The sequence below is a fragment of the Qaidamihabitans albus genome (assembly GCF_016464705.1).
GTDB classification, from domain to species: domain Bacteria; phylum Actinomycetota; class Actinomycetes; order Mycobacteriales; family Pseudonocardiaceae; genus Qaidamihabitans; species Qaidamihabitans albus.
In genome coordinates this window covers 97,181-121,597 of the sequence record NZ_JAEHOB010000016.1, presented here as the reverse complement: position 1 = coordinate 121,597, position 24,417 = coordinate 97,181, and the positions used below count along the sequence as shown (strand labels likewise).

Annotated in this window: 28 protein-coding genes; 24 read left to right on the top strand and 4 right to left on the bottom strand. The window is 67.3% G+C overall.

Annotation, left to right across the window (positions count from 1 at the left end):
* Window positions 1-52: 52 nt before the first annotated feature.
* The 3 genes from rpoB to JAP66_RS25785 all read left to right on the top strand — a co-directional run bounded on the left by rpoB (window position 53) and on the right by JAP66_RS25785 (window position 8,305).
* Window positions 53-3,544 carry a DNA-directed RNA polymerase subunit beta gene (gene rpoB, locus JAP66_RS25795; RefSeq protein WP_199434438.1) on the top strand — a complete coding sequence of 1,164 codons (3,492 nt, stop codon included), beginning with the start codon at window positions 53-55 and terminating at the stop codon, window positions 3,542-3,544.
* 124 nt (window positions 3,545-3,668) lie between these two features.
* Window positions 3,669-7,580, top strand: coding sequence for a DNA-directed RNA polymerase subunit beta' (locus tag JAP66_RS25790; RefSeq protein WP_199434437.1), 3,912 nt, complete (start codon window positions 3,669-3,671; stop codon window positions 7,578-7,580).
* Window positions 7,581-7,765: 185 nt separating this feature from the next.
* Entirely contained in the window at window positions 7,766-8,305 is a 540-nt protein-coding gene (locus tag JAP66_RS25785) for a DinB family protein (protein ID WP_199434436.1), read from the top strand.
* Window positions 8,306-8,351: 46 nt separating this feature from the next.
* Here JAP66_RS25785 and JAP66_RS25780 read toward each other — a convergent pair whose 3' ends face one another.
* Genes JAP66_RS25780 through JAP66_RS25765 form a run of 4 tightly spaced genes read right to left on the bottom strand, consistent with a single transcriptional unit; the run spans window position 8,352 to window position 11,173 of the window.
* Window positions 8,352-9,092, bottom strand: coding sequence for a hypothetical protein (locus JAP66_RS25780; RefSeq protein ID WP_199434435.1), 741 nt, complete (start codon window positions 9,090-9,092; stop codon window positions 8,352-8,354).
* A 47-nt stretch (window positions 9,093-9,139) separates the two neighbouring features.
* Window positions 9,140-10,270, bottom strand: coding sequence for a hypothetical protein (locus tag JAP66_RS25775; protein WP_199434434.1), 1,131 nt, complete (start codon window positions 10,268-10,270; stop codon window positions 9,140-9,142).
* Complete coding sequence (locus tag JAP66_RS25770) at window positions 10,263-10,610, bottom strand: WXG100 family type VII secretion target (protein WP_199434433.1); 348 nt, start codon at window positions 10,608-10,610, stop codon at window positions 10,263-10,265. The genes JAP66_RS25775 and JAP66_RS25770 overlap by 8 nt, the downstream gene beginning before the upstream one ends.
* A complete protein-coding gene (locus JAP66_RS25765) occupies window positions 10,607-11,173 on the bottom strand; it encodes a YbaB/EbfC family nucleoid-associated protein (RefSeq protein WP_199434432.1) in 567 nt (188 codons plus the stop codon). The genes JAP66_RS25770 and JAP66_RS25765 overlap by 4 nt, the downstream gene beginning before the upstream one ends.
* A gap of 405 nt (window positions 11,174-11,578) precedes the next feature.
* Here JAP66_RS25765 and rpsL point away from each other — a divergent pair, with 405 nt between their 5' ends.
* The 21 genes from rpsL (at window position 11,579) to rplF (ending at window position 24,416) form a co-directional block, all read left to right on the top strand.
* Entirely contained in the window at window positions 11,579-11,953 is a 375-nt protein-coding gene (rpsL, locus tag JAP66_RS25760; RefSeq protein ID WP_003102113.1) for a 30S ribosomal protein S12, read from the top strand.
* Window positions 11,953-12,423 carry a 30S ribosomal protein S7 gene (gene rpsG / locus JAP66_RS25755; protein ID WP_199434431.1) on the top strand — a complete coding sequence of 157 codons (471 nt, stop codon included), beginning with the start codon at window positions 11,953-11,955 and terminating at the stop codon, window positions 12,421-12,423. The genes rpsL and rpsG overlap by 1 nt, the downstream gene beginning before the upstream one ends.
* Window positions 12,424-12,498: 75 nt before the next feature.
* Window positions 12,499-14,598: an elongation factor G gene (gene fusA / locus JAP66_RS25750; RefSeq protein WP_199434430.1), complete on the top strand. Its 2,100-nt coding sequence runs from the start codon at window positions 12,499-12,501 to the stop codon at window positions 14,596-14,598.
* A gap of 222 nt (window positions 14,599-14,820) precedes the next feature.
* Window positions 14,821-16,014, top strand: a complete 1,194-nt coding sequence (tuf, locus tag JAP66_RS25745) for an elongation factor Tu (RefSeq protein ID WP_199434429.1) — start codon at window positions 14,821-14,823, stop codon at window positions 16,012-16,014.
* A gap of 403 nt (window positions 16,015-16,417) precedes the next feature.
* The gene (gene rpsJ / locus JAP66_RS25740; protein WP_106181897.1) at window positions 16,418-16,723 is read left to right on the top strand and encodes a 30S ribosomal protein S10; all 306 of its coding nucleotides are present in this window, start codon (window positions 16,418-16,420) and stop codon (window positions 16,721-16,723) included.
* 30 nt (window positions 16,724-16,753) lie between these two features.
* On the top strand, window positions 16,754-17,410 hold the full coding sequence (gene rplC, locus JAP66_RS25735; protein WP_199434428.1) for a 50S ribosomal protein L3: 657 nt from the start codon (window positions 16,754-16,756) through the stop codon (window positions 17,408-17,410).
* Window positions 17,407-18,099 (top strand): 50S ribosomal protein L4, encoded by a 693-nt coding sequence (gene rplD, locus JAP66_RS25730; protein ID WP_199434427.1) that lies wholly within the window; start codon window positions 17,407-17,409, stop codon window positions 18,097-18,099. Before rplC ends, rplD begins: the two co-directional genes overlap by 4 nt.
* Window positions 18,096-18,407, top strand: coding sequence for a 50S ribosomal protein L23 (gene rplW / locus JAP66_RS25725; RefSeq protein ID WP_199434426.1), 312 nt, complete (start codon window positions 18,096-18,098; stop codon window positions 18,405-18,407). The genes rplD and rplW overlap by 4 nt, the downstream gene beginning before the upstream one ends.
* 14 nt (window positions 18,408-18,421) lie before the next feature.
* Window positions 18,422-19,255 (top strand): 50S ribosomal protein L2, encoded by an 834-nt coding sequence (gene rplB / locus JAP66_RS25720; RefSeq protein WP_199434425.1) that lies wholly within the window; start codon window positions 18,422-18,424, stop codon window positions 19,253-19,255.
* Window positions 19,256-19,273: 18 nt separating this feature from the next.
* Window positions 19,274-19,555, top strand: coding sequence for a 30S ribosomal protein S19 (gene rpsS, locus JAP66_RS25715; RefSeq protein WP_106181905.1), 282 nt, complete (start codon window positions 19,274-19,276; stop codon window positions 19,553-19,555).
* A gap of 26 nt (window positions 19,556-19,581) precedes the next feature.
* The gene (gene rplV, locus JAP66_RS25710; protein WP_199434424.1) at window positions 19,582-20,010 is read left to right on the top strand and encodes a 50S ribosomal protein L22; all 429 of its coding nucleotides are present in this window, start codon (window positions 19,582-19,584) and stop codon (window positions 20,008-20,010) included.
* Window positions 20,010-20,867 carry a 30S ribosomal protein S3 gene (rpsC, locus tag JAP66_RS25705; protein ID WP_199434423.1) on the top strand — a complete coding sequence of 286 codons (858 nt, stop codon included), beginning with the start codon at window positions 20,010-20,012 and terminating at the stop codon, window positions 20,865-20,867. Before rplV ends, rpsC begins: the two co-directional genes overlap by 1 nt.
* A gap of 3 nt (window positions 20,868-20,870) precedes the next feature.
* Window positions 20,871-21,290, top strand: a complete 420-nt coding sequence (rplP, locus tag JAP66_RS25700) for a 50S ribosomal protein L16 (RefSeq protein WP_199434422.1) — start codon at window positions 20,871-20,873, stop codon at window positions 21,288-21,290.
* Window positions 21,290-21,541, top strand: a complete 252-nt coding sequence (rpmC, locus tag JAP66_RS25695; protein WP_199434421.1) for a 50S ribosomal protein L29 — start codon at window positions 21,290-21,292, stop codon at window positions 21,539-21,541. Before rplP ends, rpmC begins: the two co-directional genes overlap by 1 nt.
* Window positions 21,538-21,843: a 30S ribosomal protein S17 gene (gene rpsQ / locus JAP66_RS25690; RefSeq protein WP_199434420.1), complete on the top strand. Its 306-nt coding sequence runs from the start codon at window positions 21,538-21,540 to the stop codon at window positions 21,841-21,843. Before rpmC ends, rpsQ begins: the two co-directional genes overlap by 4 nt.
* Before the next feature lie 76 nt (window positions 21,844-21,919).
* Window positions 21,920-22,288, top strand: a complete 369-nt coding sequence (rplN, locus tag JAP66_RS25685; protein WP_024876329.1) for a 50S ribosomal protein L14 — start codon at window positions 21,920-21,922, stop codon at window positions 22,286-22,288.
* Complete coding sequence (gene rplX / locus JAP66_RS25680) at window positions 22,288-22,602, top strand: 50S ribosomal protein L24 (protein ID WP_199434419.1); 315 nt, start codon at window positions 22,288-22,290, stop codon at window positions 22,600-22,602. Before rplN ends, rplX begins: the two co-directional genes overlap by 1 nt.
* Window positions 22,602-23,177 carry a 50S ribosomal protein L5 gene (gene rplE / locus JAP66_RS25675; protein WP_199434418.1) on the top strand — a complete coding sequence of 192 codons (576 nt, stop codon included), beginning with the start codon at window positions 22,602-22,604 and terminating at the stop codon, window positions 23,175-23,177. The genes rplX and rplE overlap by 1 nt, the downstream gene beginning before the upstream one ends.
* Before the next feature lie 4 nt (window positions 23,178-23,181).
* Window positions 23,182-23,367 carry a type Z 30S ribosomal protein S14 gene (locus JAP66_RS25670; protein ID WP_199434417.1) on the top strand — a complete coding sequence of 62 codons (186 nt, stop codon included), beginning with the start codon at window positions 23,182-23,184 and terminating at the stop codon, window positions 23,365-23,367.
* Window positions 23,368-23,461: 94 nt separating this feature from the next.
* Window positions 23,462-23,860 carry a 30S ribosomal protein S8 gene (gene rpsH, locus JAP66_RS25665; RefSeq protein ID WP_199434416.1) on the top strand — a complete coding sequence of 133 codons (399 nt, stop codon included), beginning with the start codon at window positions 23,462-23,464 and terminating at the stop codon, window positions 23,858-23,860.
* Window positions 23,861-23,876: 16 nt separating this feature from the next.
* Window positions 23,877-24,416, top strand: coding sequence for a 50S ribosomal protein L6 (gene rplF, locus JAP66_RS25660; RefSeq protein ID WP_199434415.1), 540 nt, complete (start codon window positions 23,877-23,879; stop codon window positions 24,414-24,416).
* Window position 24,417 lies beyond the last annotated feature (1 nt).

Here is a 24,417-nt window from a genome sequence, read left to right as displayed (position 1 = left end):
TACCAGTTGCTAACGCGGCTGCTCAACCGCTATGTCCCCGGAAGGACGCATCTTGGCAGTCTCTCCCGCGAACCAGGCCACTGCTGCGACCAACTCGACTCCCGAGTCAACGGGCATCCCAGGAGCACCCAAGCGGGTTTCATTCTCGAAGATTCGCGAGCCCCTGAGCACCCCGAACCTGCTTGATGTGCAGATCCGGTCCTTCGAATGGTTCACCGGTTCGGAGGCGTGGTTCGAACGCCGCGTCAACGATGGTGAGGAGCACCCGACCGGCGGTCTCGAAGAGGTTCTGAACGAGATCTCCCCGATCGAGGACTTCTCCGGATCGATGTCCCTGTCCTTCTCCGACCCGCGCTTCGACGAGGTCAAGGCCTCCGTCGAGGAGTGCAAGGACAAGGACATGACCTACGCGGCGCCGCTGTTCGTCACCGCCGAGTTCGTCAACAACAACACCGGTGAGATCAAGAGCCAGACGGTCTTCATGGGCGACTTCCCCGTGATGACCGACAAGGGCACCTTCATCATCAACGGCACCGAGCGCGTCGTCGTCTCGCAGCTCGTGCGCTCACCCGGGGTGTACTTCGACCAGGCCGTCGACAAGACGACCGACAAAGACGTCTTCAGCGTGAAGGTCATCCCGAGCCGCGGCGCGTGGCTCGAGTTCGACGTCGACAAGCGCGACACCGTGGGTGTGCGCATCGACCGCAAGCGCCGCCAGCCGGTCACCGTGCTGCTGAAGGCCCTCGGCTGGACCACCGAGGCCATCCGCGAGCGCTTCCACTTCTCCGAGACGCTGCTGGCGACGCTGGAGAAGGACCACACCGCGGGCACCGACGAGGCGCTGCTCGACATCTACCGCAAGCTGCGCCCCGGCGAGCCGCCGACGAAGGAGAGCGCGCAGACGCTCCTGGAGAACCTGTTCTTCAAGGACAAGCGCTACGACCTCGCCAAGGTCGGCCGGTACAAGATCAACAAGAAGCTCGGCCTGACGCTGCCGTACGACACCGGCACGCTCACCGAAGAGGACATCGTCACCACCATCGAGTACCTCGTCCGGCTGCACGCGGGCGAGACCGAGATGACGGTGAACGACCAGGAGCTTCCGGTCGAGACCGACGACATCGACCACTTCGGCAACCGCCGCCTGCGCACCGTCGGCGAGCTGATCCAGAACCAGATCCGGGTCGGCCTCTCCCGCATGGAGCGCGTGGTCCGGGAGCGGATGACCACCCAGGACGTCGAGGCCATCACGCCGCAGACCCTGATCAACATCCGCCCGGTCGTCGCCGCGATCAAGGAGTTCTTCGGAACCTCCCAGCTGTCGCAGTTCATGGACCAGAACAACCCGCTGTCCGGGCTGACCCACAAGCGCCGCCTCTCGGCGCTCGGCCCCGGCGGTCTGTCCCGTGAGCGCGCAGGCATGGAAGTCCGCGACGTGCACCCCAGCCACTACGGCCGGATGTGCCCGATCGAGACGCCGGAAGGGCCGAACATCGGCCTGATCGGCTCGCTGTGCTCCTACGGGCGGGTCAACCCGTTCGGCTTCATCGAGACCCCGTACCGGAAGGTCATCGAGGGCCAGGTCACCGACCAGGTCGACTACCTGACCGCCGACGAGGAGGACCGCTTCGTCAAGGCGCAGGCCAACGCGCCGATCACCGACGACGGCCACTTCGTCGAGGAGTCGGTGCTTGGCCGCCGCAAGGGCGGCGAGGTCGAGCTGATCGACCCGCTCGAGGTCGACTACATGGACGTCTCGCCGCGCCAGATGGTGTCGGTCGCGACGGCCATGATCCCGTTCCTCGAGCACGACGACGCCAACCGCGCGCTGATGGGCGCCAACATGCAGCGCCAGGCGGTGCCGCTGCTGCGCAACGAGGCCCCGCTCGTGGGCACCGGCGCGGAGCTGCGTGCCGCGGTCGACGCCGGTGACGTGCTGGTCGCCGAGCAGGCCGGTGTGGTCGAGGAGCTCTCGGCCGACCTGGTCACGATCATGCACGACGACGGCACCCGCAAGAGCTACGGGCTGTACAAGTTCCGGCGCACCAACGCGGGCACCTGCTTCAACCACCGGCCCGTGGTCGCCGAGGGCGACCGCGTGGAGAAGGGCCAGGTCATCGCCGACGGGCCGTCCACCGACCAGGGTGAGATGGCGCTCGGCAAGAACCTGCTCGTGGCGGTCATGCCGTGGGAGGGCCACAACTACGAGGACGCCATCGTCATCTCGCAGCGGCTCATCCAGGACGACGTGCTCACCTCGATCCACATCGAGGAGCACGAGATCGACGCCCGCGACACCAAGCTCGGTGCCGAGGAGATCACCCGGGACATCCCGAACGTCTCCGAGGACGTGCTCGCCGACCTCGACGAGCGCGGCATCATCCGGATCGGTGCCGAGGTGCGTGACGGCGACATCCTGGTCGGCAAGGTCACGCCGAAGGGCGAGACCGAGCTGACCCCGGAGGAGCGGCTGCTCCGCGCGATCTTCGGCGAGAAGGCGCGCGAGGTCCGCGACACCTCGCTGAAGGTGCCGCACGGTGAGACCGGCAAGGTCATCGGCATCCGGGTGTTCTCCCGCGAGGACGACGACGAGCTGCCCCCGGGCGTCAACGAGCTGGTCCGCGTCTACGTGGCGAAGAAGAGCAAGATCCAGGACGGTGACAAGCTCGCGGGCCGGCACGGCAACAAGGGCGTCATCGGCAAGATCCTGCCGGTCGAGGACATGCCGTTCCTGGAGGACGGCACCGCGGTCGACGTCGTGCTCAACACCCACGGTGTGCCGCGCCGGATGAACATCGGCCAGATCCTCGAGCTGCACCTCGGCTGGCTGGCCTCCCAGGGTTGGAAGGTCGAGGGCAGCCCGGACTGGGCCAAGAGCCTCCCCGCCGAGCTGCACGAGGTGGAGCCGGGCACCCGGACCGCCACCCCGGTGTTCGACGGTGCCAAGGAGGAGGAGCTGACCGGTCTGCTCGGGGCCACCAAGCCGAACCGGGACGGCCAGCGCATGGTCCAGCCGGACGGCAAGGCGACGCTGCTCGACGGGCGCTCTGGCGAGCCGTTCCCGTACCCGGTCGCGGTCGGCTACATGTACATCCTGAAGCTGCACCACATGGTGGACGACAAGATCCACGCGCGGTCCACGGGCCCGTACTCGATGATCACCCAGCAGCCGCTGGGCGGTAAGGCGCAGTTCGGTGGCCAGCGCTTCGGTGAGATGGAGTGCTGGGCGATGCAGGCCTACGGCGCGGCGTACACGCTGCAGGAACTGCTCACCATCAAGTCCGACGACGTGCTCGGCCGCGTGAAGGTTTACGAGGCCATCGTCAAGGGCGAGAACATGCCGTCGCCGGGGATCCCGGAGTCGTTCAAGGTGCTCCTCAAGGAGCTTCAGTCGCTGTGCCTGAACGTCGAGGTTCTCTCCAGCGACGGGGCCGCCATCGAGATGCGTGACTCCGACGACGAGGACCTGGAGCGCGCGGCCGCCAACCTGGGAATCAACCTGTCCCGCAACGAGTCGCCCTCGGTGGACGACGTCGTGCAATGACCCTGCCGCCTGGCGGGGGCATGCCTCCCGCGTGCCCCCGCCAGGTAGCCGACTTCTCTAGCCGCCGGGATATCTGGGGAGCGACCCCCGGACCCCCGATAAGACCCCAAGGGGATGCAGCGACGTGCTGGACGTCAATTTCTTCGATGAGCTCCGGATCGGCCTTGCCACCGCCGACGACATCCGTCAGTGGTCCTTCGGCGAGGTCAAGAAGCCGGAGACCATCAACTACCGCACCCTGAAGCCGGAGAAGGACGGGCTCTTCTGCGAGAAGATCTTCGGTCCGACCCGCGACTGGGAATGCTACTGCGGCAAGTACAAGCGAGTCCGTTTCAAGGGCATCATCTGCGAGCGCTGCGGCGTCGAGGTGACCCGCGCCAAGGTGCGCCGTGAGCGGATGGGCCACATCGAGCTGGCCGCTCCGGTCACGCACATCTGGTACTTCAAGGGCGTCCCGTCCCGGCTGGGCTACCTGCTCGACCTGGCGCCGAAGGACCTCGAGAAGATCATCTACTTCGCGGCGTACGTGATCACCGGCGTGAACACCGAGCTGCGGCACAACGACCTCCCGACGCTCGAGAGCGAGATCGGGGTCGAGCGCAAGAACATCGAGGCCAAGCGCGACACCGACATCGAGCAGCGGGCGCAGAAGCTCGAGTCCGACCTCGCCGAGCTCGAGGGCGAGGGCGCGAAGTCGGACGTGCGGCGCAAGGTCAAGGAGGGTGGCGAGCGCGAGATGCGCCAGCTCCGCGACCGGGCCCAGCGCGAGCTGGACCGGCTCGAGGAGGTCTGGTCCACGTTCACCAAGCTCGAGCCGCGGCAGCTCATCGTCGACGAGCTGCTCTACCGCGAGCTGGTCGACCGCTACGGCGAGTACTTCACCGGCGGCATGGGCGCCGAGGCCATCCAGAAGCTCGCCGTCGAGTTCGACGTCGACGCGGAGGCCGAGTCCCTGCGCGAGACGATCCGCAACGGCAAGGGGCAGAAGAAGCTCCGCGCCCTCAAGCGGCTCAAGGTCGTCGCGGCGTTCCAGGCCACGGGCAACGACCCGCGCGGCATGGTGCTCGACGCGGTCCCGGTGATCCCGCCGGAGCTGCGCCCGATGGTGCAGCTGGACGGTGGCCGGTTCGCCACCTCCGACCTCAACGACCTGTACCGCCGCGTCATCAACCGCAACAACCGGTTGAAGCGGCTGATCGACCTCGGCGCGCCCGAGATCATCGTCAACAACGAGAAGCGGATGCTGCAGGAGGCCGTTGACGCGCTGTTCGACAACGGCCGCCGTGGCCGTCCGGTGACCGGCCCGGGCAACCGGCCGCTCAAGTCGCTGTCCGACCTGCTCAAGGGCAAGCAGGGCCGGTTCCGCCAGAACCTGCTCGGCAAGCGCGTCGACTACTCCGGTCGTTCGGTCATCATCATCGGCCCGCAGCTGAAGCTGCACCAGTGCGGTCTGCCGAAGGACATGGCGCTGGAGCTGTTCAAGCCGTTCGTGATGAAGCGGCTGGTCGACCTCAACCACGCACAGAACATCAAGTCCGCCAAGCGGATGGTCGAGCGGGCGCGCCCGCAGGTGTGGGACGTGCTGGAAGAGGTCATCAGCGGCCACCCGGTGATGCTCAACCGTGCGCCGACGCTGCACCGCCTCGGTATCCAGGCCTTCGAGCCGCAGCTGGTGGAGGGCAAGGCCATCCAGCTGCACCCGCTGGTCTGTGAGGCGTTCAACGCGGACTTCGACGGTGACCAGATGGCCGTGCACCTGCCGCTTTCGGCGGAGGCGCAGGCCGAGGCCCGCATCCTGATGCTTTCGGCGAACAACATCCTGTCGCCGGCCTCGGGCCGCCCGCTGGCCATGCCGCGACTGGACATGGTGACCGGCCTGTTCCACCTGACCAGGCTGGACGAGAACGCACCCGGCGCCGGCCGGTCGTTCTCCTCGACCGCCGAGGCCATCATGGCGGCGGACATGCACCAGATCGGGCTGCACGCGCCGGTGAAGATCCGCGTCAAGGACCGTCAGCCGGCGAAGGCCGACGAGCCGGCCCTGCGGGAGAAGGGCTGGGAGCCCGGCCAGCCGTGGATCGCCGAGACCACGCTGGGCCGCGTGCTGTTCAACGAGCTGCTGCCCGCCGACTACCCGTTCATCAACGAGCCGCTGCCGAAGAAGCGCCAGGCGGTCATCGTGAACGACCTCGCCGAGCGGTACTCGATGACGCAGGTCGCGCAGACGCTCGACCGGCTCAAGGACGCCGGGTTCTACTGGGCGACCCGCTCGGGTGTCACCGTGGCGATCTCCGACGTGCTCGTGCCCACGGAGAAGAAGGGCATCCTCGACGAGTACGAGGGCAAGGCGAGCCAGGTCGAGAAGCGCTACCAGCGCGGTCAGCTCTCGCACGCCGAGCGCAACAACGAGCTGGTCAAGGTGTGGGGCCAGGCGACGGAGGACGTCGCGAAGGCGATGGAGGACCACTTCCCGGACGACAACCCGATCGCGATGATCGTGAAGTCCGGTGCGGCGGGCAACATGACGCAGGTCCGGTCGCTGGCCGGTATGCGTGGTCTGGTGTCCAACCCGAAGGGTGAGTACATCCCGCGGCCGATCAAGGCCAACTTCCGTGAGGGCCTGTCGGTGGCGGAGTACTTCATCGCCACGCACGGTGCCCGCAAGGGTCTGGCCGACACCGCGCTGCGGACCGCCGACTCGGGTTACCTGACCCGGCGTCTGGTGGACGTGTCGCAGGACGTCATCGTGCGCGAGGTCGACTGCGGCACCAGCCGCGGGATCAACATGACCATCGGCGACGACCTGGGTGACGGCCGCATCGTGCGCACCGAGCACGTGGAGACCAGCGTCTACGCCCGCAACCTGGCGTCCGACGCGGTCGACGCGCAGGGCAACGTGGTGCTCAACGCCGGCGACGACCTCGGCGACCCCGCGATCGAGAAGCTGATCACCAGCGGGATCACCAGGGTCAAGGTCCGCAGCGTGCTGACCTGCGAGTCCGCGGTCGGTATCTGCGCCACCTGCTACGGCCGGTCGATGGCCACCGGGCAGCTCGTGGACGTCGGCGAGGCCGTCGGCATCGTCGCCGCCCAGTCGATCGGTGAGCCGGGTACCCAGCTCACGATGCGTACCTTCCACCAGGGTGGTGTCGCCGGTGACGACATCACCACGGGTCTGCCGCGTGTGCAGGAGCTGTTCGAGGCCCGCGTCCCGAAGGGCAAGGCCCCGATCGCCGACGTCGACGGGCGTGTGCGCATCGAGGAGAGCGAGCGGTTCTGGAAGATCACGCTGATCCCGGACGACGGCAGCGAGGAGATCGTCTTCGACAAGCTGTCGAAGCGTCAGCGCCTCGCTGTGGGGCCGAACGGCCCGCTGGCGGACGGCGACCACGTCGGCGTCGGTGCGCAGCTGCTGGAGGGCACTCCGGACCCGCACGAGGTGCTGCGTGTGATGGGCCCGCGCGAGGCGCAGATGCACCTGGTGGACGAGGTCCAGAAGGTGTACCGGGCGCAGGGCGTGTCGATCCACGACAAGCACATCGAGGTCATCGTGCGGCAGATGCTGCGGCGCGTCACGATCATCGACTCCGGTGCCACCGAGTTCCTGCCTGGCGAGCTGCCCGAGCGGACCAGGTTCGAGGCGGTCAACCGGCAGGCGGTGGCCGAGGGCGGCGACCCGGCATCCGGCCGTCCCGTGCTGATGGGTATCACGAAGGCCTCGCTGACCACGGACTCGTGGCTGTCGGCGGCGTCGTTCCAGGAGACCACGCGTGTCCTGACCGACGCGGCGATCAACGGCCGCAGCGACAAGCTCGTCGGCCTCAAGGAGAACGTGATCATCGGTAAGTTGATCCCGGCGGGAACGGGGATCAACAAGTACCGCAACATCCAGGTGCAGCCGACCGAGGAGGCGCGGGTCGCGGCGTACGCGATCCCGTCCTACGACGACGGCTACTACACCCCGGACGTGTTCGGTACCGGCACCGGTGCGGCGGTTCCGCTGGACGACTACGACTTCGGTCGCGACTTCCGGTAAACCGCGAAAGCGATTCGGCCCCGGGGTGCCTCCCGCGCCCCGGGGCCGATTCATGCCCACCCCCGGCCCCCCCGGCTGCCTTTAGCGGGCAAAAGGCAGCCGGGCCGGGGAGGTTTCAGGTGGGCTTAAAGGCGCGTCACGCATTCTCGCTGGTGCCCGGCCACCAGCCGGGTGACGATGAACCGGTGATCACCCCTGATACCAAGGACTGGACGTGGGTCCTGCGGCGGGCCTGCGACGAATGCGGCTTCGACGCCGCCTCGATCACCGGGGAGCAGGTCCCGGCGATGCTGCGGATGAACGCGGCGTCGTGGCGTGAGCTGCTGACCGGCGGCGCCGACCTGCGGACCCGGCCCCGCCCGGACCGGTGGTCGCCGCTGGAGTACGCCTGCCACGTGCGAGACGTCTGCCTGCTCTATGACGAGCGCCTCGTGCTGATGCTCACGGAGGACGAGCCGGCCTACCCGAACTGGGACCAGGACGAGACCGCGGTCGAGGACCGCTACGCGGAGCAGGACCCGCACCGTGTCGCCGACGAGCTCGCCGCAGCCGCCGAGGCGCTCGCCGCCCGGTTCGAAGGGGTGAAGGGGGAGCAGTGGCAGCGGACAGGGCTGCGCAGCGACGGCGCGCACTTCACGGTGGACACCTTCGCCCGCTACTTCCTCCACGACCTGATCCACCACTGGCACGACGTCACAGCCGCCGGGTCGCCTTCAGCGGGCTGAGTGTCCCCGTGCTGCATTTAGCCCGCTAAAGGCAGCGCGGGGCGGGTCACTGTGGCGGGTGGTGCCAGGTCTGCGGGGGCAGTCGCCGGACGAGGTCGATCAGCATGTCCGCGTTGGCCAGGACGGGCTCGGCCGACAACCGTCCGGAGAACTCCGAGCGCACCGTGCCCGACTGGAACTCGACGAACTTGTCGCGGTAGCGCGCGTCGGTCACCAGCAGGTCGAGCACCGGCCCGGTCAGCGACGCCCTGGCGAACCGCTCGTCCGACGTCACCACCTCGAATGCCTCGTCGAACGGTGGATACCCGGTCGGCATCGGCCGCCGGCCCGGGTAGGTGAGCCCGGCGGGCCGGCGGGCGGAGATCCGCAGCCACGGCGTCGGCGGCGTCCGCACCTGCACCAGGTAGTTGTGCAGCCAGACGAGCTTCACCCTGTCGCCGCCCACGCGGGTCCGCCGGTTGTAGGAGTAGTCCAGCGCCAGCACCTCGTGCCCGCGGTACGGGAACTCCACGGCCTGCTCGTACGGCTGGTCGATCGAGTCGGACAGGAGCCGCACCTGGTTCAACCGGGGATCCGGTAGGACGCCGAACGACGGCCTGGTGCCGCTCTGCGGCGTGTGCACGACCGCGCCGAACCTCCGCACGAGCGCCGACATCGACTCGACCCGCCGCTGCTCGCTCGCCTGCTCCTTCGGCTTTCTGACCAGCGTGCCGTGCACACCGACGGCGACGACCGCCAGCAGGACGACGAGACCGATGGCCCCGCCGATGATCTCGCTGCTACCCAATTGCCGTCCCCGCGTTCACCCAGGCCGATCCGGTTCCGGACAGGCGCTCAGACATCGAGGTCCCGCGCGGTCTCCTCGTCGGACTGTTCGTTGCCGATGGAGCCGTACTCCCGCTGCTGCTTGCTGTCCTTGGCCGCGTCGAGGTGGTGCCCGGCGTAGCCCTGGGCGAGTCCGCCCGGCTTGTCGAGCTTGTCCGGATCGATCCCGGTGACCTGGTTGATCGCCTCCCCGCCGCCCGCCTGCAGGGCCTCCCGGCCCGCGATGCCGATCTGGCGGATCGTGCTCTGCCCGGCGTTCATCCCGGCCTTCGTGGCCGTGTCCGTGACACCGTCCCGGGCCGCGTTCATGATGCCGCCCTTGCTGAACGTCGTCCGCAGCTTCGCGAACCAGTCCTTGATCTTGTTCAGGATCCGGGTCAGCTTGCTGACCTTCTGCGACGTGCTCGCCACCGTCGTGGACGCCTGGGCGGTCGTCGCGGTCCCGGCGGCCGCGGTGGAGGCGCCCGCCGTGGGAATCGCGGCCGCGAGGGCGGGCACCCAGATGATGATCAGCCACTTGATGAACTCGGTGATGATGGCCTTGATGACCTCCTCCACGATGGTCATCAGCATGCTCGAGGACTGGAGGATCTCCGCGACGTTCCCGGACTTGGACGCGGTCGCGCTGATGCCGTCGGCGAAGTCCGCGAGAGCGGTCTTGGCGGCCTCGGCGGCGGCACCGTCCCATTCCGCGAGGGCCTCGTCGGCCACCCGGACGAAGTCCTCGCTCATCGCCTGCAGGCCCTCGCCGATGCTGCCGAAGTTCTTCGCGGCCGTCTCCAGCGCGGGCCCGTCCCCGCTCACGAAGTGCAGCGCGTCCTGCAACGGCTGCACGACGCTGATCAGGAAGTCCAGGCCCTCGCCGATCAGCCAGCCCAGCGGGTCGGTGGCGATCTCCATCGCCGTGCCGCCCAGCGACTGCACGAAACCGACGGTGTCGTTGATGATCGAGCCGGCGTGCAATGCGACGTCCTCGACGTCCGGGTCCTTGCCCGGACCCTCGACGAGGTCGCTGACCAGGCTCACCCCGCCGCCGACCGGGCCGGGCAGCGCACCCGCGATGTTTCCCGTGTTGACGAGCCCCGGGTCGCCGGTCGGCTCCACCGTGACGCCCGCGGTGGCGTCCTTGACCTCAGCCATGTGCCGCCCCCTTCTTCCCGGCCGGGCCGATCTCGTCGAGGATCCGCCGCATCAGCCTGGCGACCTCGTCGTCCATGCCCTGGTAGGTCTCGGCCGCCTTCGTCACCTTGTCCGAGGCCGACTGCAGACCGTCCTTCATGCCACGCAGGTGGTCCGTGAGCTGTCCGAGCGTCTCGGTGTACTGGCTCTTGGTGAACAGGCCGATGACGCCCCAGGACTCGTCCCCGACATCGGCCTTCCCGACGAGGTCGCCGAACTTGGCCGTCTGGTCCTGGTAGCTGCCGAGGTTGTCGGTGTAGCGGCGCAGTGCCTCCACGTCGACCCGGTAACCCTCACTCATCGACGGTCCTCCTCGTCGAACAGGTGCTGCAGGAACTCCTCACCCTGCGAGCTCCGCGAGGACGGCGGTGGTGGAGGCTGCGGCGGTTCCGGCTCGTCCGACTGCAGCACCGACTGCTGTGAGTAGTCCTCGTGCAGCTCCTCGTGCACGGGCTGCGCGTCGGCCATGCTCGCCCGGAGCTCCTCGGGGGTGGTGTCGAAGAGCTGGGCCTGCGTCTGAAGCACCTGGTCGGTGAGGTGCATGTCGTCGCCGACATGGCTCTCGACGATGCCCGCCTGGGTGCGGGCCGCCTCGGCGACCGCCTGCCGCAGCGTCGAGAGCAGCGCGCCGGAGAGCGCCTGCGGCGGCTGCTTGAGCGCGCTCTCGGTGAACCGGACGTCCTTGATGGAGCCGCCGGGGCCCGCGACCACCGTGATGGAACGATCGGGCGACATCGCGGTCGTCTCCAGCGCGGCGATCTCGTCGCGCAGCTGGCCGAGGTCCGCGAACGTCTCGTCCACGTTTCTCAGCTTGGACTGGAATCTTTCGAACTGGGCCACCAGCTGCTCGAACTCGGCTGACACCTGCTTCCTCCCCGGCTATGGTTGTGGTCACATCCGGCCGCGACGCGGGCCCAATGATCGCCGATATGACGTGCACGTGTGCGTGAATCGGGTAAACTGGCTTGCGGAGCCACCCGTCCGGGCTGCGTCATGGGTTCAAACCGACCCCGATGTGCTCGCTGTCGGAACGGGCGGGTATCTTTGACGACCGTGCCCGGCAGGCGTCGGGCAGCTCCGTGTGCCATTCGGCCACGACCGGGTGCTAGCGCATCAGATCGGCGGCCGGGGCCAGGCGGAGCTCCACGGAAATCCCGATGGGAAGTTAGCGGATCGAAAGATCCTGACGCGGGCCGACACGCCCGACCGCGGGGACCGGGGAGACAAAGTAGAGCTGTAGAGCCATAGACGCGACAGAAAGCTGGTCCATTGCCCACGATCCAGCAGCTGGTCCGCAAGGGCCGCCAGGACAAGGCTGCCAAGCAGAAGACCGCGGCGCTCAAAGGGAGCCCGCAGCGGCGTGGCGTGTGCACTCGCGTGTACACCACGACGCCGAAGAAGCCGAACTCGGCGCTGCGCAAGGTCGCGCGTGTGAAGCTGACCAGCGGCATCGAGGTCACCGCCTACATTCCCGGTGAAGGTCACAACCTCCAGGAGCACTCGATGGTGCTCGTGCGTGGCGGTCGTGTGAAGGACCTGCCGGGCGTCCGCTACAAGATCATCCGCGGCTCGCTCGACACGCAGGGCGTGAAGAACCGCAAGCAGGCGCGCAGCCGGTACGGCGCGAAGAAGGAGAAGAGCTGATGCCCCGCAAGGGTCCGGCCCCGAAGCGGCCTTTGATCTCTGACCCCGTCTACGCCTCGCCGCTGGTCACCCAGTTGGTGAACAAGGTGCTGAAGGACGGCAAGCGTTCGCTGGCCGAGCGCATCGTGTACGGCGCGATGGAAGGCGCTCGGGAGAAGACCGGCACCGACCCGGTCGTCACCCTGAAGCGCGCGCTCGACAACGTCAAGCCCACCCTCGAGGTGAAGAGCCGCCGCGTGGGTGGCGCGACCTACCAGGTGCCGATCGAGGTCAAGCCCGGCCGGTCGACCACCCTCGCCCTTCGCTGGATCGTCGCCTACTCGCAGCAGCGCCGCGAGAAGACGATGATCGAGCGCCTGCAGAACGAGCTGCTCGACGCGAGCAACGGTCTCGGAGCCAGCGTGAAGCGCCGCGAGGACACCCACAAGATGGCCGAGTCGAACAAGGCCTTCGCCCACTACCGCTGGTGAGCAACAGACACCCGCGCCCGGTCCGCCCGATCGAGCCAATGCCGGGCCCCACGTTTGAGACAGGGGAACATTCAAGTGGCACGTGACGTGCTGACCGACCTGAACAAGGTCCGCAACATCGGCATCATGGCCCACATCGACGCCGGTAAGACCACCACAACCGAGCGGATCCTGTACTACACCGGGATCAACTACAAGATCGGCGAGGTGCACGACGGCGCCGCGACGATGGACTGGATGGAGGAGGAGCAGAAGCGGGGTATCACCATTACCTCGGCTGCCACCACCACCTTCTGGACCGACTACCAGATCAACATCATCGACACCCCGGGCCACGTCGACTTCACCGTCGAGGTGGAGCGCTCGCTCCGCGTGCTCGACGGTGCCGTCGCCGTCTTCGACGGCAAGGAGGGGGTCGAGCCGCAGTCCGAGCAGGTCTGGCGGCAGGCGGACAAGTACGAGGTTCCGCGCATCTGCTTCGTCAACAAGATGGACAAGCTGGGTGCCGACTTCTACTTCACCGTGCGGACCATCGAGGAGCGCCTCGGCGCCCGCCCGCTGGTCATCCAGCTGCCTATCGGTGCCGAGAGCGGATTCGAGGGCGTCGTCGACCTCGTCCGCATGAAGGCGCTGACCTGGCGCGGTGACGTCAAGAAGGGCGAGGACTACGAGGTCGAGGACATCCCGGCGGAACTCGCCGAGCGCGCCGCCGAGTACCGCGACAAGCTCATCGAGGCGGTCGCCGAGACCGACGACGAGCTGATGGAGAAGTACTTCGGTGGTGAGGAGCTGACCGAGGCCGAGATCAAGTCCGGCATCCGCAAGCTCACCATCGCCCGCGAGGCTTTCCCCGTGCTGACCGGCTCGGCGTTCAAGAACAAGGGCGTGCAGCCCATGCTCGACGCCGTTCTGGACTACCTGCCGTCGCCGCTGGACGTGCCGCCGGTCGAAGGTCTGCTGTCCGACGGCGAGACGCAGGTCGTCCGCAAGCCGTCGACGCAGGAGCCGTTCTCCGCGCTCGCGTTCAAGGTCGCCGCGCACCCGTTCTACGGGAAGCTGACCTACATCCGGGTCTACTCGGGCAAGGTCGCCTCCGGCGCGCAGATCGTCAACGCGACGAAGGAGCGCAAGGAGCGCATCGGCAAGCTGTTCCAGATGCACTCCAACAAGGAGAACCCCGTCGAGGAGGGTCAGGCCGGCCACATCTACGCGGTGCAGGGCCTGAAGGACACCACCACCGGTGACACCCTGGCCGACCCGCAGAACCCGGTCGTGCTGGAGTCGATGACCTTCCCCGAGCCCGTCATCGAGGTGGCCATCGAGCCGAAGACGAAGGCGGACCAGCAGAAGCTCTCGACGGCGATCCAGAAGCTGGCCGAAGAGGACCCGACCTTCCAGATCAAGCAGGACGAGGAGACCGGCCAGACCATCATCAAGGGGATGGGCGAGCTGCACCTCGAAGTGCTGGTGAACCGGATGAAGTCCGACTACAAGGTCGAGGCGAACATCGGTAAGCCGCAGGTCGCCTACCGCGAGACCGTCCGCAAGGTCGTCGAGAAGCTCGAGTACACGCACAAGAAGCAGACCGGTGGCTCCGGTCAGTTCGCCAAGGTGATCGTGAGGCTCGAGCCGCTCGAGACGGGCGACGGCGCTCTCTACGAGTTCGACAACAAGGTGACCGGTGGCCGCGTGCCGAGGGAGTACATCCCTTCGGTCGACGCGGGCGCCCAGGACGCCATGCAGTACGGCGTGCTGGCCGGCTACCCGCTCGTCGGGTTGAAGTTCACCTTGTTGGACGGTGCGTACCACGAGGTCGACTCTTCGGAGATGGCTTTCAAGATCGCGGGTTCGATCGCGATGAAGGAAGCCGCGAAGAAGGCGGGCCCGGTACTGCTGGAGCCGATGATGGCGGTCGAGGTGACCACGCCCGAGGACTACATGGGCGACGTCATCGGCGACCTGAACTCCCGCCGTGGCCACATCCAGGCCATGGAGGAGCGGGCGGGCACGCGCGTCGTGAAGGCGCTCGTGCCGCTGTCGGAGATGTTCGGGTACGTGGGCGACCTGAGGTCCAAGACGCAGGGTCGTGCGAACTACTCCATGCAGTTCGATTCCTACGCGGAGGTTCCGGCGAACGTCGCGAAGGAGATCATCGCGAAGGCGACGGGAGAGTGAGCATCGCAGCGAGCTGCCCGGGCGCGGGTGTCCCGCACCAGCACAGCGAGCGAGGAGCGGAGCGATTCCGGAGCCTTCCGAATGGTGCAGTGGCGACGGGGAGTAACCCTTTAGCCGCGGGCAGGGGGGCCTCCCCTAAGGTCCGCACAACCGACTAGATCGATCATCGGCTGGCACGGCCACGCCGGCCGGCGAGCAAGCAAAGTCCAGGAGGACATTCCAGTGGCGAAGGCGAAGTTCGAGCGGAGCAAGCCGCACGTCAACATCGGAACCATCGGTCACGTCGACCACGGTAAGACCACTCTGACCGCGGCGATCACCAAGGTTCTGCACGAGAAGTACCCGGAACTCAACCAGTCGCGTGCGTTCGACCAGATCGACAACGCGCCGGAAGAGAAGCAGCGCGGCATCACGATCAACATCTCGCACGTCGAGTACCAGACCGAGAAGCGCCACTACGCGCACGTCGACGCTCCCGGGCACGCCGACTACATCAAGAACATGATCACCGGTGCCGCCCAGATGGACGGCGCGATCCTGGTGGTCGCCGCGAGTGACGGGCCGATGCCGCAGACCCGTGAGCACGTGCTGCTCGCGCGTCAGGTCGGCGTCCCCTACATCGTGGTCGCCCTGAACAAGGCCGACATGGTCGACGACGAGGAGATCCTCGAGCTCGTCGAGATGGAGGTCCGGGAGCTGCTGTCCTCGCAGGAGTTCCCCGGCGACGACGCCCCGGTCGTCAAGGTGTCCGCACTGAAGGCGCTCGAGGGCGACGAGAAGTGGGCGCAGACCGTGCTCGAGCTCATGGAGGCCGTCGACGACAACGTGCCGGACCCGGTGCGGGCCACCGACAAGCCGTTCCTGATGCCGATCGAGGACGTCTTCACGATCACCGGTCGCGGGACGGTCGTCACCGGCCGTATCGAGCGTGGCGAGATCAAGCTGAACGAAGAGGTCGAGCTCGTCGGCATCCGTCCGGACGCTCGCAAGACCACCGTGACGAGCATCGAGATGTTCAACAAGATGCTCGACTACGGCCAGGCCGGCGACAACGCCGCGCTGCTCCTGCGCGGCATCAAGCGTGAGGACGTCGAGCGCGGTCAGGTCGTCGTGAAGCCGGGCACCACCACCCCGCACACGGAGTTCGAGGCCTCGGTCTACATCCTGGCCAAGGACGAGGGCGGCCGGCACACGCCGTTCTTCAACAACTACCGCCCGCAGTTCTACTTCCGCACCACGGACGTCACCGGTGTCGTGACGCTGCCGGAGGGTACGGAGATGGTCATGCCGGGCGACAACACCAACATCTCGGTGCAGCTGATCCAGCCGATCGCCATGGACGAGGGTCTGCGGTTCGCCATCCGTGAGGGTGGCCGCACCGTCGGCGCCGGCCAGGTCACCAAGATCTCGAAGTAAGTACCCCCGGATACGGGTGCCGATAACGAATATGGCATCCTATTAGGGTTGCTCGTTGTGGGGCGGCCGATTCTGTGGCAACACGGAAAGAATCGGCCGCCCTGCCACGAGCGTCGGGGCTCGCGCACAGCGGCGAGTCAGGAGGTTCCGGCCGAGCCGGAACACTCCGCGACGAAGAGAGACCTACCGGCACCAGGGCGTTCCTGCGGGATCAGTCTGCGTAACGGGCGCGACACGCCCGACCGCGTGGACCGGACTCCAGAGCGTTGACGTGCGCAGACCGGCGCGACGAGGGGCGGAAAAGCTCCTCCGAATGCCGGTGTGAGATAGCGGCACGAGACGACTGCGTCTCCCCAGAAGACGACAGCCCGACTCAGCAAACGACAAGGAACGAGCTGCCACCATGGCGGGACAGAAGATCCGCATCCGGCTCAAGGCCTACGACCACGAGGCGATCGACGCGAGCGCGCGCAAGATCGTGGAGACGGTGACGCGCACCGGCGCCTCCGTCGTCGGGCCGGTGCCGCTGCCCACCGAGAAGAACGTTTACTGCGTCATCCGCTCGCCGCACAAGTACAAGGATTCGCGCGAGCACTTCGAGATGCGCACCCACAAGCGGCTGATCGACATCATGGACCCGACGCCGAAGACGGTGGACGCACTCATGAGGATCGACCTCCCTGCGAGCGTCGATGTCAACATCCAGTAAGCGCAGCGCAGCGGCGGAGATAAGAGACTCATGTCTGACAGGCAAGTAAAGGGCATCCTGGGCACGAAGCTCGGCATGACCCAGGTCTTCGACGAGAACAACCGGATCGTTCCGGTGACCGTCGTGCAGGCCGGGCCGAATGTCGTGACCCAGGTTCGCAACAAGGACAACGACGGCTACTCGGCCGTGCAGCTGGCTTTCGGCTCGATCGACCCGCGCAAGGTGAACAAGCCGCGCACCGGGCACTTCGAGAAGGCGGGCGTCACGCCCCGGCGCTTCGTCGCCGAGCTGCGGACGGCCGACGCCGACACCTACGAGGTCGGCCAGGAGATCACCGCCGAGGTCTTCGAGACCGGTGCGATGGTCGACGTGACCGGCACCAGCAAGGGCAAGGGCTACGCCGGCGTCATGAAGCGGCACGGTTTCCGCGGTCAGGGCGCCAGCCACGGTGCGCAGGCCGTGCACCGTAAGCCGGGCTCGATCGGTGGCTGTGCCACGCCGGGCCGCGTCTTCAAGGGCGTCCGAATGGCGGGCCGGATGGGCAACAACCGGGTCACCACGCAGGGCCTGACCGTGCACTCCGTGCGCGCCGACGACGGCCTGCTGCTGATCAAGGGTGCGGTGCCCGGCCCAAGGGGCGGCCTGATCTTCGTCCGCAGCGCCGCGAAGGGTGGTGTGACCCAGTGACGACGACTGTTTCCGACGCGCAGTCCACGAGGACGGTCGAGGTGAAGACCCCCGCGGGCGAGGCCGGCGGCACGGTCGAGCTCCCGGCCGAGATCTTCGACGTGCAGGCCAACGTGGCCCTCATGCACCAGGTGGTGACGGCCCAGCTGGCCGCAGCCCGCCAGGGCACGCACGACACGAAGACCCGTGGCGAGGTCCGTGGTGGTGGCAAGAAGCCGTACCGGCAGAAGGGCACCGGCCGCGCCCGCCAGGGTTCGATCCGCGCGCCGCAGTTCGCCGGCGGTGGCACCGTGCACGGTCCCACGCCGCGCGACTACGGCCAGCGCACCCCGAAGAAGATGAAGGCCGCCGCCCTGCGTGGCGCCCTCTCGGACCGGGCCCGCGCGGGCCAGCTGCACGTGGTGACCGAGCTGGTCTCCGCCGAGGAGCCCTCGACCAAGGCCGCCAAGACCGCGCTCGCCGCGGTGACGAAGGCCAGGCGAGTGCTGCTGGTGCTGCACCGCGACGACAAGCTCGGCTGGTTCTCCGCGCGCAACCTCGAGTACGTGCATCTGATCACGCCGGACCAGCTCAACACCTACGACGTGCTGGTCAACGACGACGTGGTCTTCACGAAGGCTGCGCTGGACGCGTTCCTCGCGGGGTCCGCGAAGGCGGGCAAGCGTGCCGAAGGGAGTGACGAGCAGTGAGCTCGGTGGCGATCCCCGACCCGCGCGACATCCTCGTCGCGCCGGTGATCTCCGAGAAGTCCTACGGGCTGCTCGAAGATCACAAGTACACGTTCCTGGTTCGCCCGGACGCCAACAAGACCCAGATCAAGGTCGCGGTCGAGAAGGTGTTCGGCGTGAAGGTGGTCAGCGTCAACACGCTCAACCGTCCGGGCAAGCGCAAGCGCACCCGGTACGGCTTCGGCAAGCGCAAGGACACCAAGCGTGCCGTCGTGACGCTGTCGGCCGAGAGCAAGCCGATCGAGATCTTCGGCGGACCAGCCGCGTAAGGGACTGAGTAGACATGGGCATCCGCAAGTACAAGCCGACGACCCCGGGCCGGCGTGGCTCGAGCGTCTCCGACTTCTCCGAGATCACGCGATCGGAGCCGGAGAAGTCGCTGCTGCGTCCGCTGCACGGCAGTGGCGGCCGTAACTCGTCCGGCAAGATCACCACCCGGCACAAGGGCGGTGGCCACAAGCGTGCGTACCGGGTCGTGGACTTCCGGCGCAACGACAAGGACGGCGTCCCGGCCAAGGTCGCGCACATCGAGTACGACCCCAACCGCACCGCGCGCATCGCGCTGCTGCACTACGCCGACGGCGAGAAGCGCTACATCATCGCCCCGGACAAGCTGAAGCAGGGCGACCCGGTGGAGAGCGGTCCGCGGGCCGACATCAAGCCGGGCAACAACCTGCCGCTGCGCAACATCCCGGTCGGCACCGTGGTGCACGCCATCGAGCTCCGCCCCGGTGGCGGCGCGAAGATCGCCCGTTCCGCGGGTGCCCGCGTGCAGCTCGTCGCCAAGGACGGCCCGTACGCCCAGCTGCGGATGCCCTCGGGCGAGATCCGCAACGTGGACGTGCGCAACCGCGCCACGGTCGGCGAGGTCGGCAACTCCGAGCACTCCAACATCAACTGGGGCAAGGCGGGCCGCAGCCGGTGGAAGGGCAAGCGCCCGACCGTCCGCGGTGTCGTCATGAACCCGGTCGACCACCCGCACGGTGGTGGTGAGGGCAAGACGTCCGGTGGCCGTCACCCGGTGAACCCGAACGGTAAGCCGGAGGGTCGCACCCGCCGTCGCAAGCCGAGCGACCAACTGATCGTCCGCCGCCGGCGCACCGGCAAGAAGCGCTGAGCAGGGAGGTAGAAGAACATGCCGCGTAGCCTGAAAAAGGGCCCATTCGTGGACGACCACCTGCTCAAGAAGGTGGACGCGCTCAACGAGTCGGGCAAGAAGACGGTGATCAAGACCTGGTCCCGCCGCTCCACGATCCTGCCTGATTTCCTCGGGCACACGATCGCGGTGCACGACGGCCGCAAGCACGTCCCGGTGTTCGTCACCGAGGCGATGGTGGGTCACAAGCTGGGCGAGTTCGCCCCGACCCGGACCTTCAAGGGTCACATCAAGGACGACCGTAAGTCGCGCCGCCGCTGAGCGGGTACAGGAAAAGGAAGAAAGCGATGAACGCCCAGAACGACGCCGCGACGGCAGAAGCCCTGCCCGTCGCCGTGGCGCGGGCTCGCTTCGTCCGGGACTCGCCGACCAAGGTGCGCCGGGTGATCGAGCTGATCAAGGGCCGCAACGCCAACGAGGCCCTGGCCGTGCTCCGGTTCGCTCCGCAGGCCGCCAGTGACCAGTTGGCGAAGGTGCTCGCCAGCGCCATGGCCAATGCCGAGAACAACCTCGACCTTGACCCGGACACGCTCTGGATCAAGAACGCCTACGCAGACGAGGGCCCGACGCTCAAGCGCATCCGGCCGCGCGCACAGGGTCGTGCGTACCGGATCCGCAAGCGCACGAGCCACATCACGGTCGAGGTCGAGTCGCGGCCCGCGTCGGACAAGGCCAAGGGCAAGTCCAAGAGCAAGAAGAAGGCAGGTGGCCGGTAGTGGGCCAGAAGATCAACCCGCACGGCTTCCGGCTCGGGATCACCACGGACTGGAAGTCCCGCTGGTACGCGGACAAGCAGTACGCCGAGTACGTCGCCGAGGACGTCAAGATCCGCAAGCTGCTCTCCACGGGCATGGAGCGCGCCGGCATCTCCAAGGTCGAGATCGAGCGCACCCGTGACCGCGTCCGGGTCGACATCCACACCGCCCGGCCGGGCATCGTCATCGGCCGCCGCGGCGCGGAGGCCGACCGGATCCGTGGCGCGCTGGAGAAGCTGACCAAGAAGCAGGTGCAGCTGAACATCCTCGAGGTGAAGAACCCCGAGGCTGACGCCCAGCTCGTCGCCCAGGGTGTCGCGGAGCAGCTGTCCAACCGCGTCGCCTTCCGGCGCGCGATGCGCAAGGCGATCCAGACGTCCATGCGCTCGCCGCAGGTCAAGGGCATTCGCGTGCAGTGCGGTGGTCGTCTCGGCGGTGCCGAGATGTCCCGTTCGGAGCACTACCGCGACGGCCGCGTCCCGCTGCACACGCTGCGTGCGGACATCGACTACGGCTTCTTCGAGGCCAAGACGACGTTCGGCCGCATCGGCGTGAAGGTGTGGATCTACAAGGGCGACATCGTCGGTGGCCTCAAGGCCAAGGAGGCGCGTGACGCCGCCGCGGCCGCCGAGCGCGCGCCGCGCCGCGAGCGTCCCGCCCGCCCGCGCCGGTCCGGTTCGTCGGGCACCACCCCCACCTCGACCGAGGCTTCGCGGGCTGCCGCGTCGCAGGGTGGTGCGCAGTCCGACACCGACGTCGCCAGCAAGCAGGCGCCGCAGACGGCCGCTCCGGACGCGGCAGAGAAGACGGAGGGCTGACGCGTGCTCATCCCACGCAAGGTCAAGCACCGCAAGCAGCACTCGCCGAAGCGTTCCGGCGCCGCCAAGGGCGGCACGAAGGTCACCTTCGGTGAGTACGGCATCCAGGCGCTTGAGCACAGCTACGTGACCAACCGGCAGATCGAGTCCGCTCGTATCGCCATGACCCGGCACATCAAGCGTGGCGGGAAGATCTGGATCAACATCTTCCCGGACCGCCCGCTCACCAAGAAGCCCGCCGAGACCCGCATGGGTTCCGGTAAGGGCTCGCCCGAGTGGTGGGTGGCCAACGTCAAGCCCGGCCGGGTGATGTTCGAGATGAGCTTTCCCAACGAGGCGACGGCTCGCGAGGCATTGCGCCGTGCGATCCACAAGCTCCCGATGAAGTGCCGGATCGTGACCCGCGAAGGTGGTGAGTTCTGATGGCTAAGGCTGCAGGTGTTGCGGCGTCAGAACTTCGTGAGCTTGAGGCCGACGAGCTCGTGCTGCGGCTGAAGGAATCCAAGGAGGAGCTGTTCAACCTCCGGTTCCAGATGGCCACCGGGCAGCTCGACAACAACCGCCGGCTGCGCACGGTCCGTTCGGACATCGCGCGCATCTACACCGTGATGCGGGAGCGTGAGCTCGGTCTGTCGGTCGCCCCTGAAGAAGCTGAAAGTGAAGGTGCGGCATGAGCGAGAAGGCCGAAGAGCTCGCGAAGACGCCGGTACAGAAGGTCGATTCCGGCCGTAACTACCGGAAGGTCCGGGAGGGCTACGTCGTCTCGGACAAGATGGACAAGACGGTTGTCGTCGTCCTCGAGGACCGGAAGAAGCACCCGCTGTACGGCAAGGTCGTGCGCTCCACCAAGAAGGTGAAGGTGCACGACGAGCAGAACGCGGCGGGCGTCGGTGACCGCGTGATCCTCATGGAGACCAGGCCGCTCTCCGCGACCAAGCGCTGGCGCCTGGTGCGCATCGTGGAGAAGGCCAAGTAAACAGGGGCTCCACGAGTCCCATTCGTTCCGCCAGGCTCGCAAAGGCCGAGAACCGGCGCGACATACAGGAGTTGACGTGATCCAGCAGGAGTCGCGACTACGAGTCGCCGACAACACGGGTGCCAAGGAGATCCTGACCATCCGCGTGCTCGGTGGCTCGGGGCGGCGCTACGCGGGCATCGGCGACATCATCGTCGCCACCGTCAAGGACGCCATCCCGGGCGCCAACGTGAAGCGTGGTGACGTGGTCAAGGCCGTCATCGTCCGCACGGTGAAGGAGAAGCGTCGCCCTGACGGCTCCTACATCCGTTTCGACGAGAACGCCGCGGTGCTCATCAAGAACGACAACGAGCCGCGAGGCACCCGCATCTTCGGGCCGGTTGGCCGTGAGCTGCGCGATCGGAAGTTCATGAAGATCATCTCGCTCGCGCCGGAGGTGTTGTGATGAAGGTGAAGAAGGGGGACACGGTCCTCGTCATCGCCGGTAAGGACAAGGGCGCGAAGGGCAAGGTCATCCAGTCCTACCCCGAGCGTCAGCGCGTGCTCGTCGAGGGTGTCAACCGGATCAAGAAGCACACGCGGATCACCCAGACCCAGCGTGGTGCTCAGTCCGGCGGCATCGTCACCCAGGAGGCGTCCATCCACGTTTCGAACGTGATGGTCGTGGACTCCGACGGCAAGCCGACCCGGGTGGGCTACCGCATCGGCGAGGACGGCAAGAAGGTTCGCGTCTCGCGCAAGACCGGTAAGGACATCTGATGAGCGCCCCTACGAGCACTGAGACCCCCACCGTGCCGCGGCTGAAGGTCCGGTACCGCGAGGAGATCCGCGGCCAGCTCCGCGAGGAGTTCGGCTACACCAACCCCCACCTGATCCCCGGTGTGGTGAAGGTCGTGGTGAACATGGGCGTCGGCGACGCCGCCCGCGACAGCAAGCTGATCGAGGGCGCCGTCCGTGACCTCGCCACCATCACCGGGCAGAAGCCCGAGGTGCGCCGGGCCCGCAAGTCCATCGCGCAGTTCAAGCTGCGTGAGGGCCAGCCCATCGGCGCGCGGGTGACGCTGCGCGGCGACCGGATGTGGGAGTTCCTCGACCGGCTGCTGACCATCGCGCTGCCCCGTATCCGCGACTTCCGTGGGCTCTCGCCCAAGCAGTTCGACGGCAAGGGCAACTACACGTTCGGTCTGACCGAGCAGTCGATGTTCCACGAGATCAATCCGGACTCGATCGACCGTCCGCGCGGTATGGACGTCACGGTCGTCACCACTGCCATTACCGACGACGAGGGCCGTGCGCTGCTTCGCAAGCTCGGCTTCCCGTTCAAGGAGAACTGAGTCGATGGCCAAGAAAGCCCTGATCGCCAAGGCCGCACGCAAGCCGAAGTTCAAGGTGCGTGCCTACACCCGTTGCCAGCGTTGTGGGAGGCCGCACGCGGTCTTCCGCAAGTTCGGGCTCTGCCGGATCTGCCTGCGGGAAATGGCGCATGCGGGCCAGCTGCCTGGCGTCAGCAAGTCCAGCTGGTAAGGCTTCCCACACTCCCACTTCGCCACAGGCCCCGGGCCGTGTCCTCCGAGGCACCCGGACCAGGGAACCAGGTGAGAAAGGTTGACAGGTCACCATGACGATGACCGACCCGATCGCAGACTTCTTGACACGTCTGCGTAACGCGAACTCGGCGTACCACGACGAGGTCGTGCTCCCGCACTCCAAGATCAAGGCGAACATCGCCGAGATCCTCCGGCGCGAGGGCTACATCGCCAGCTACCGCGACGAGCCGGGCGAGAAGCACAAGAACCTCGTCGTGGAGCTGAAGTACGGCCCGAACCGTGAGCGCAGCATCGCCGGCCTGCGCCGGGTGTCGAAGCCGGGCCTGCGGGTGTACGCGAAATCGACCACCCTGCCGAACGTGCTCGGCGGCCTCGGCGTCGCGATCATCTCGACGTCGTCCGGGCTGCAGACCGACCGGCAGTGCAAGCGCAACGGCGTGGGCGGCGAAGTCCTCGCCTACGTCTGGTGAGGAAGGGGGACTGAGCATGTCTCGCATCGGAAAGCAGCCGATCGCGGTCCCCTCCGGGGTCGAGGTGACCATCAACGGCCAGCACATCACGGTCAAGGGGCCGAAGGGCGTACTCGAGCACACTCTCGCGGAGCCGATCACCGTCGAGCAGGTCGAGGACGGCTCGCTCGAGGTCCGGCGGCCGGACGACGAGCGGGAGAGCCGTTCGCTGCACGGCCTCACCCGAACCCTGGTGAACAACCTGGTCGTCGGGGTCACCGAGGGGTACGAGAAGAAGATGGAGATCCACGGGGTCGGTTACCGCGTGCAGGCCAAGGGCGAGGACCTCGAGTTCGCGCTGGGCTACAGCCACCCGGTGAAGATCGCGGCGCCGGAGGGCATCACCTTCAAGGTGGAGAGCCCGACGCGGTTCTCGGTCACCGGCATCGACAAGCAGAGGGTCGGCGAGACCGCTGCGGTCATCCGCAAGCTGCGGCGTCCCGACCCGTACAAGGGCAAGGGCCTGCGCTACGAGGGTGAGCGCATCCGTCGCAAGGTCGGAAAGACGGGTAAGTGAT

Bases quoted from the DNA above. Each gene is read 5' to 3' on its own strand.
- JAP66_RS25775 (WP_199434434.1), bottom strand. From the start codon at position 10,270: ATGGCTGAGGTCAAGGACGCCACCGCGGGCGTCACGGTGGAGCCGACC.
- rpsG (WP_199434431.1), top strand. From the start codon at position 11,953: ATGCCCCGCAAGGGTCCGGCCCCGAAGCGGCCTTTGATCTCTGACCCC.
- rpmC (WP_199434421.1), top strand. From the start codon at position 21,290: ATGGCTAAGGCTGCAGGTGTTGCGGCGTCAGAACTTCGTGAGCTTGAG.
- rpsJ (WP_106181897.1), top strand. From the start codon at position 16,418: ATGGCGGGACAGAAGATCCGCATCCGGCTCAAGGCCTACGACCACGAG.
- rpsQ (WP_199434420.1), top strand. From the start codon at position 21,538: ATGAGCGAGAAGGCCGAAGAGCTCGCGAAGACGCCGGTACAGAAGGTC.
- JAP66_RS25670 (WP_199434417.1), top strand. From the start codon at position 23,182: ATGGCCAAGAAAGCCCTGATCGCCAAGGCCGCACGCAAGCCGAAGTTC.
- rplE (WP_199434418.1), top strand. From the start codon at position 22,602: ATGAGCGCCCCTACGAGCACTGAGACCCCCACCGTGCCGCGGCTGAAG.
- rplV (WP_199434424.1), top strand. From the start codon at position 19,582: ATGAACGCCCAGAACGACGCCGCGACGGCAGAAGCCCTGCCCGTCGCC.
- rplX (WP_199434419.1), top strand. From the start codon at position 22,288: ATGAAGGTGAAGAAGGGGGACACGGTCCTCGTCATCGCCGGTAAGGAC.
- rpsS (WP_106181905.1), top strand. From the start codon at position 19,274: ATGCCGCGTAGCCTGAAAAAGGGCCCATTCGTGGACGACCACCTGCTC.
- rplF (WP_199434415.1), top strand. From the start codon at position 23,877: ATGTCTCGCATCGGAAAGCAGCCGATCGCGGTCCCCTCCGGGGTCGAG.
- rplC (WP_199434428.1), top strand. From the start codon at position 16,754: ATGTCTGACAGGCAAGTAAAGGGCATCCTGGGCACGAAGCTCGGCATG.
- rpsH (WP_199434416.1), top strand. From the start codon at position 23,462: ATGACGATGACCGACCCGATCGCAGACTTCTTGACACGTCTGCGTAAC.
- rplB (WP_199434425.1), top strand. From the start codon at position 18,422: ATGGGCATCCGCAAGTACAAGCCGACGACCCCGGGCCGGCGTGGCTCG.
- JAP66_RS25770 (WP_199434433.1), bottom strand. From the start codon at position 10,610: ATGAGTGAGGGTTACCGGGTCGACGTGGAGGCACTGCGCCGCTACACC.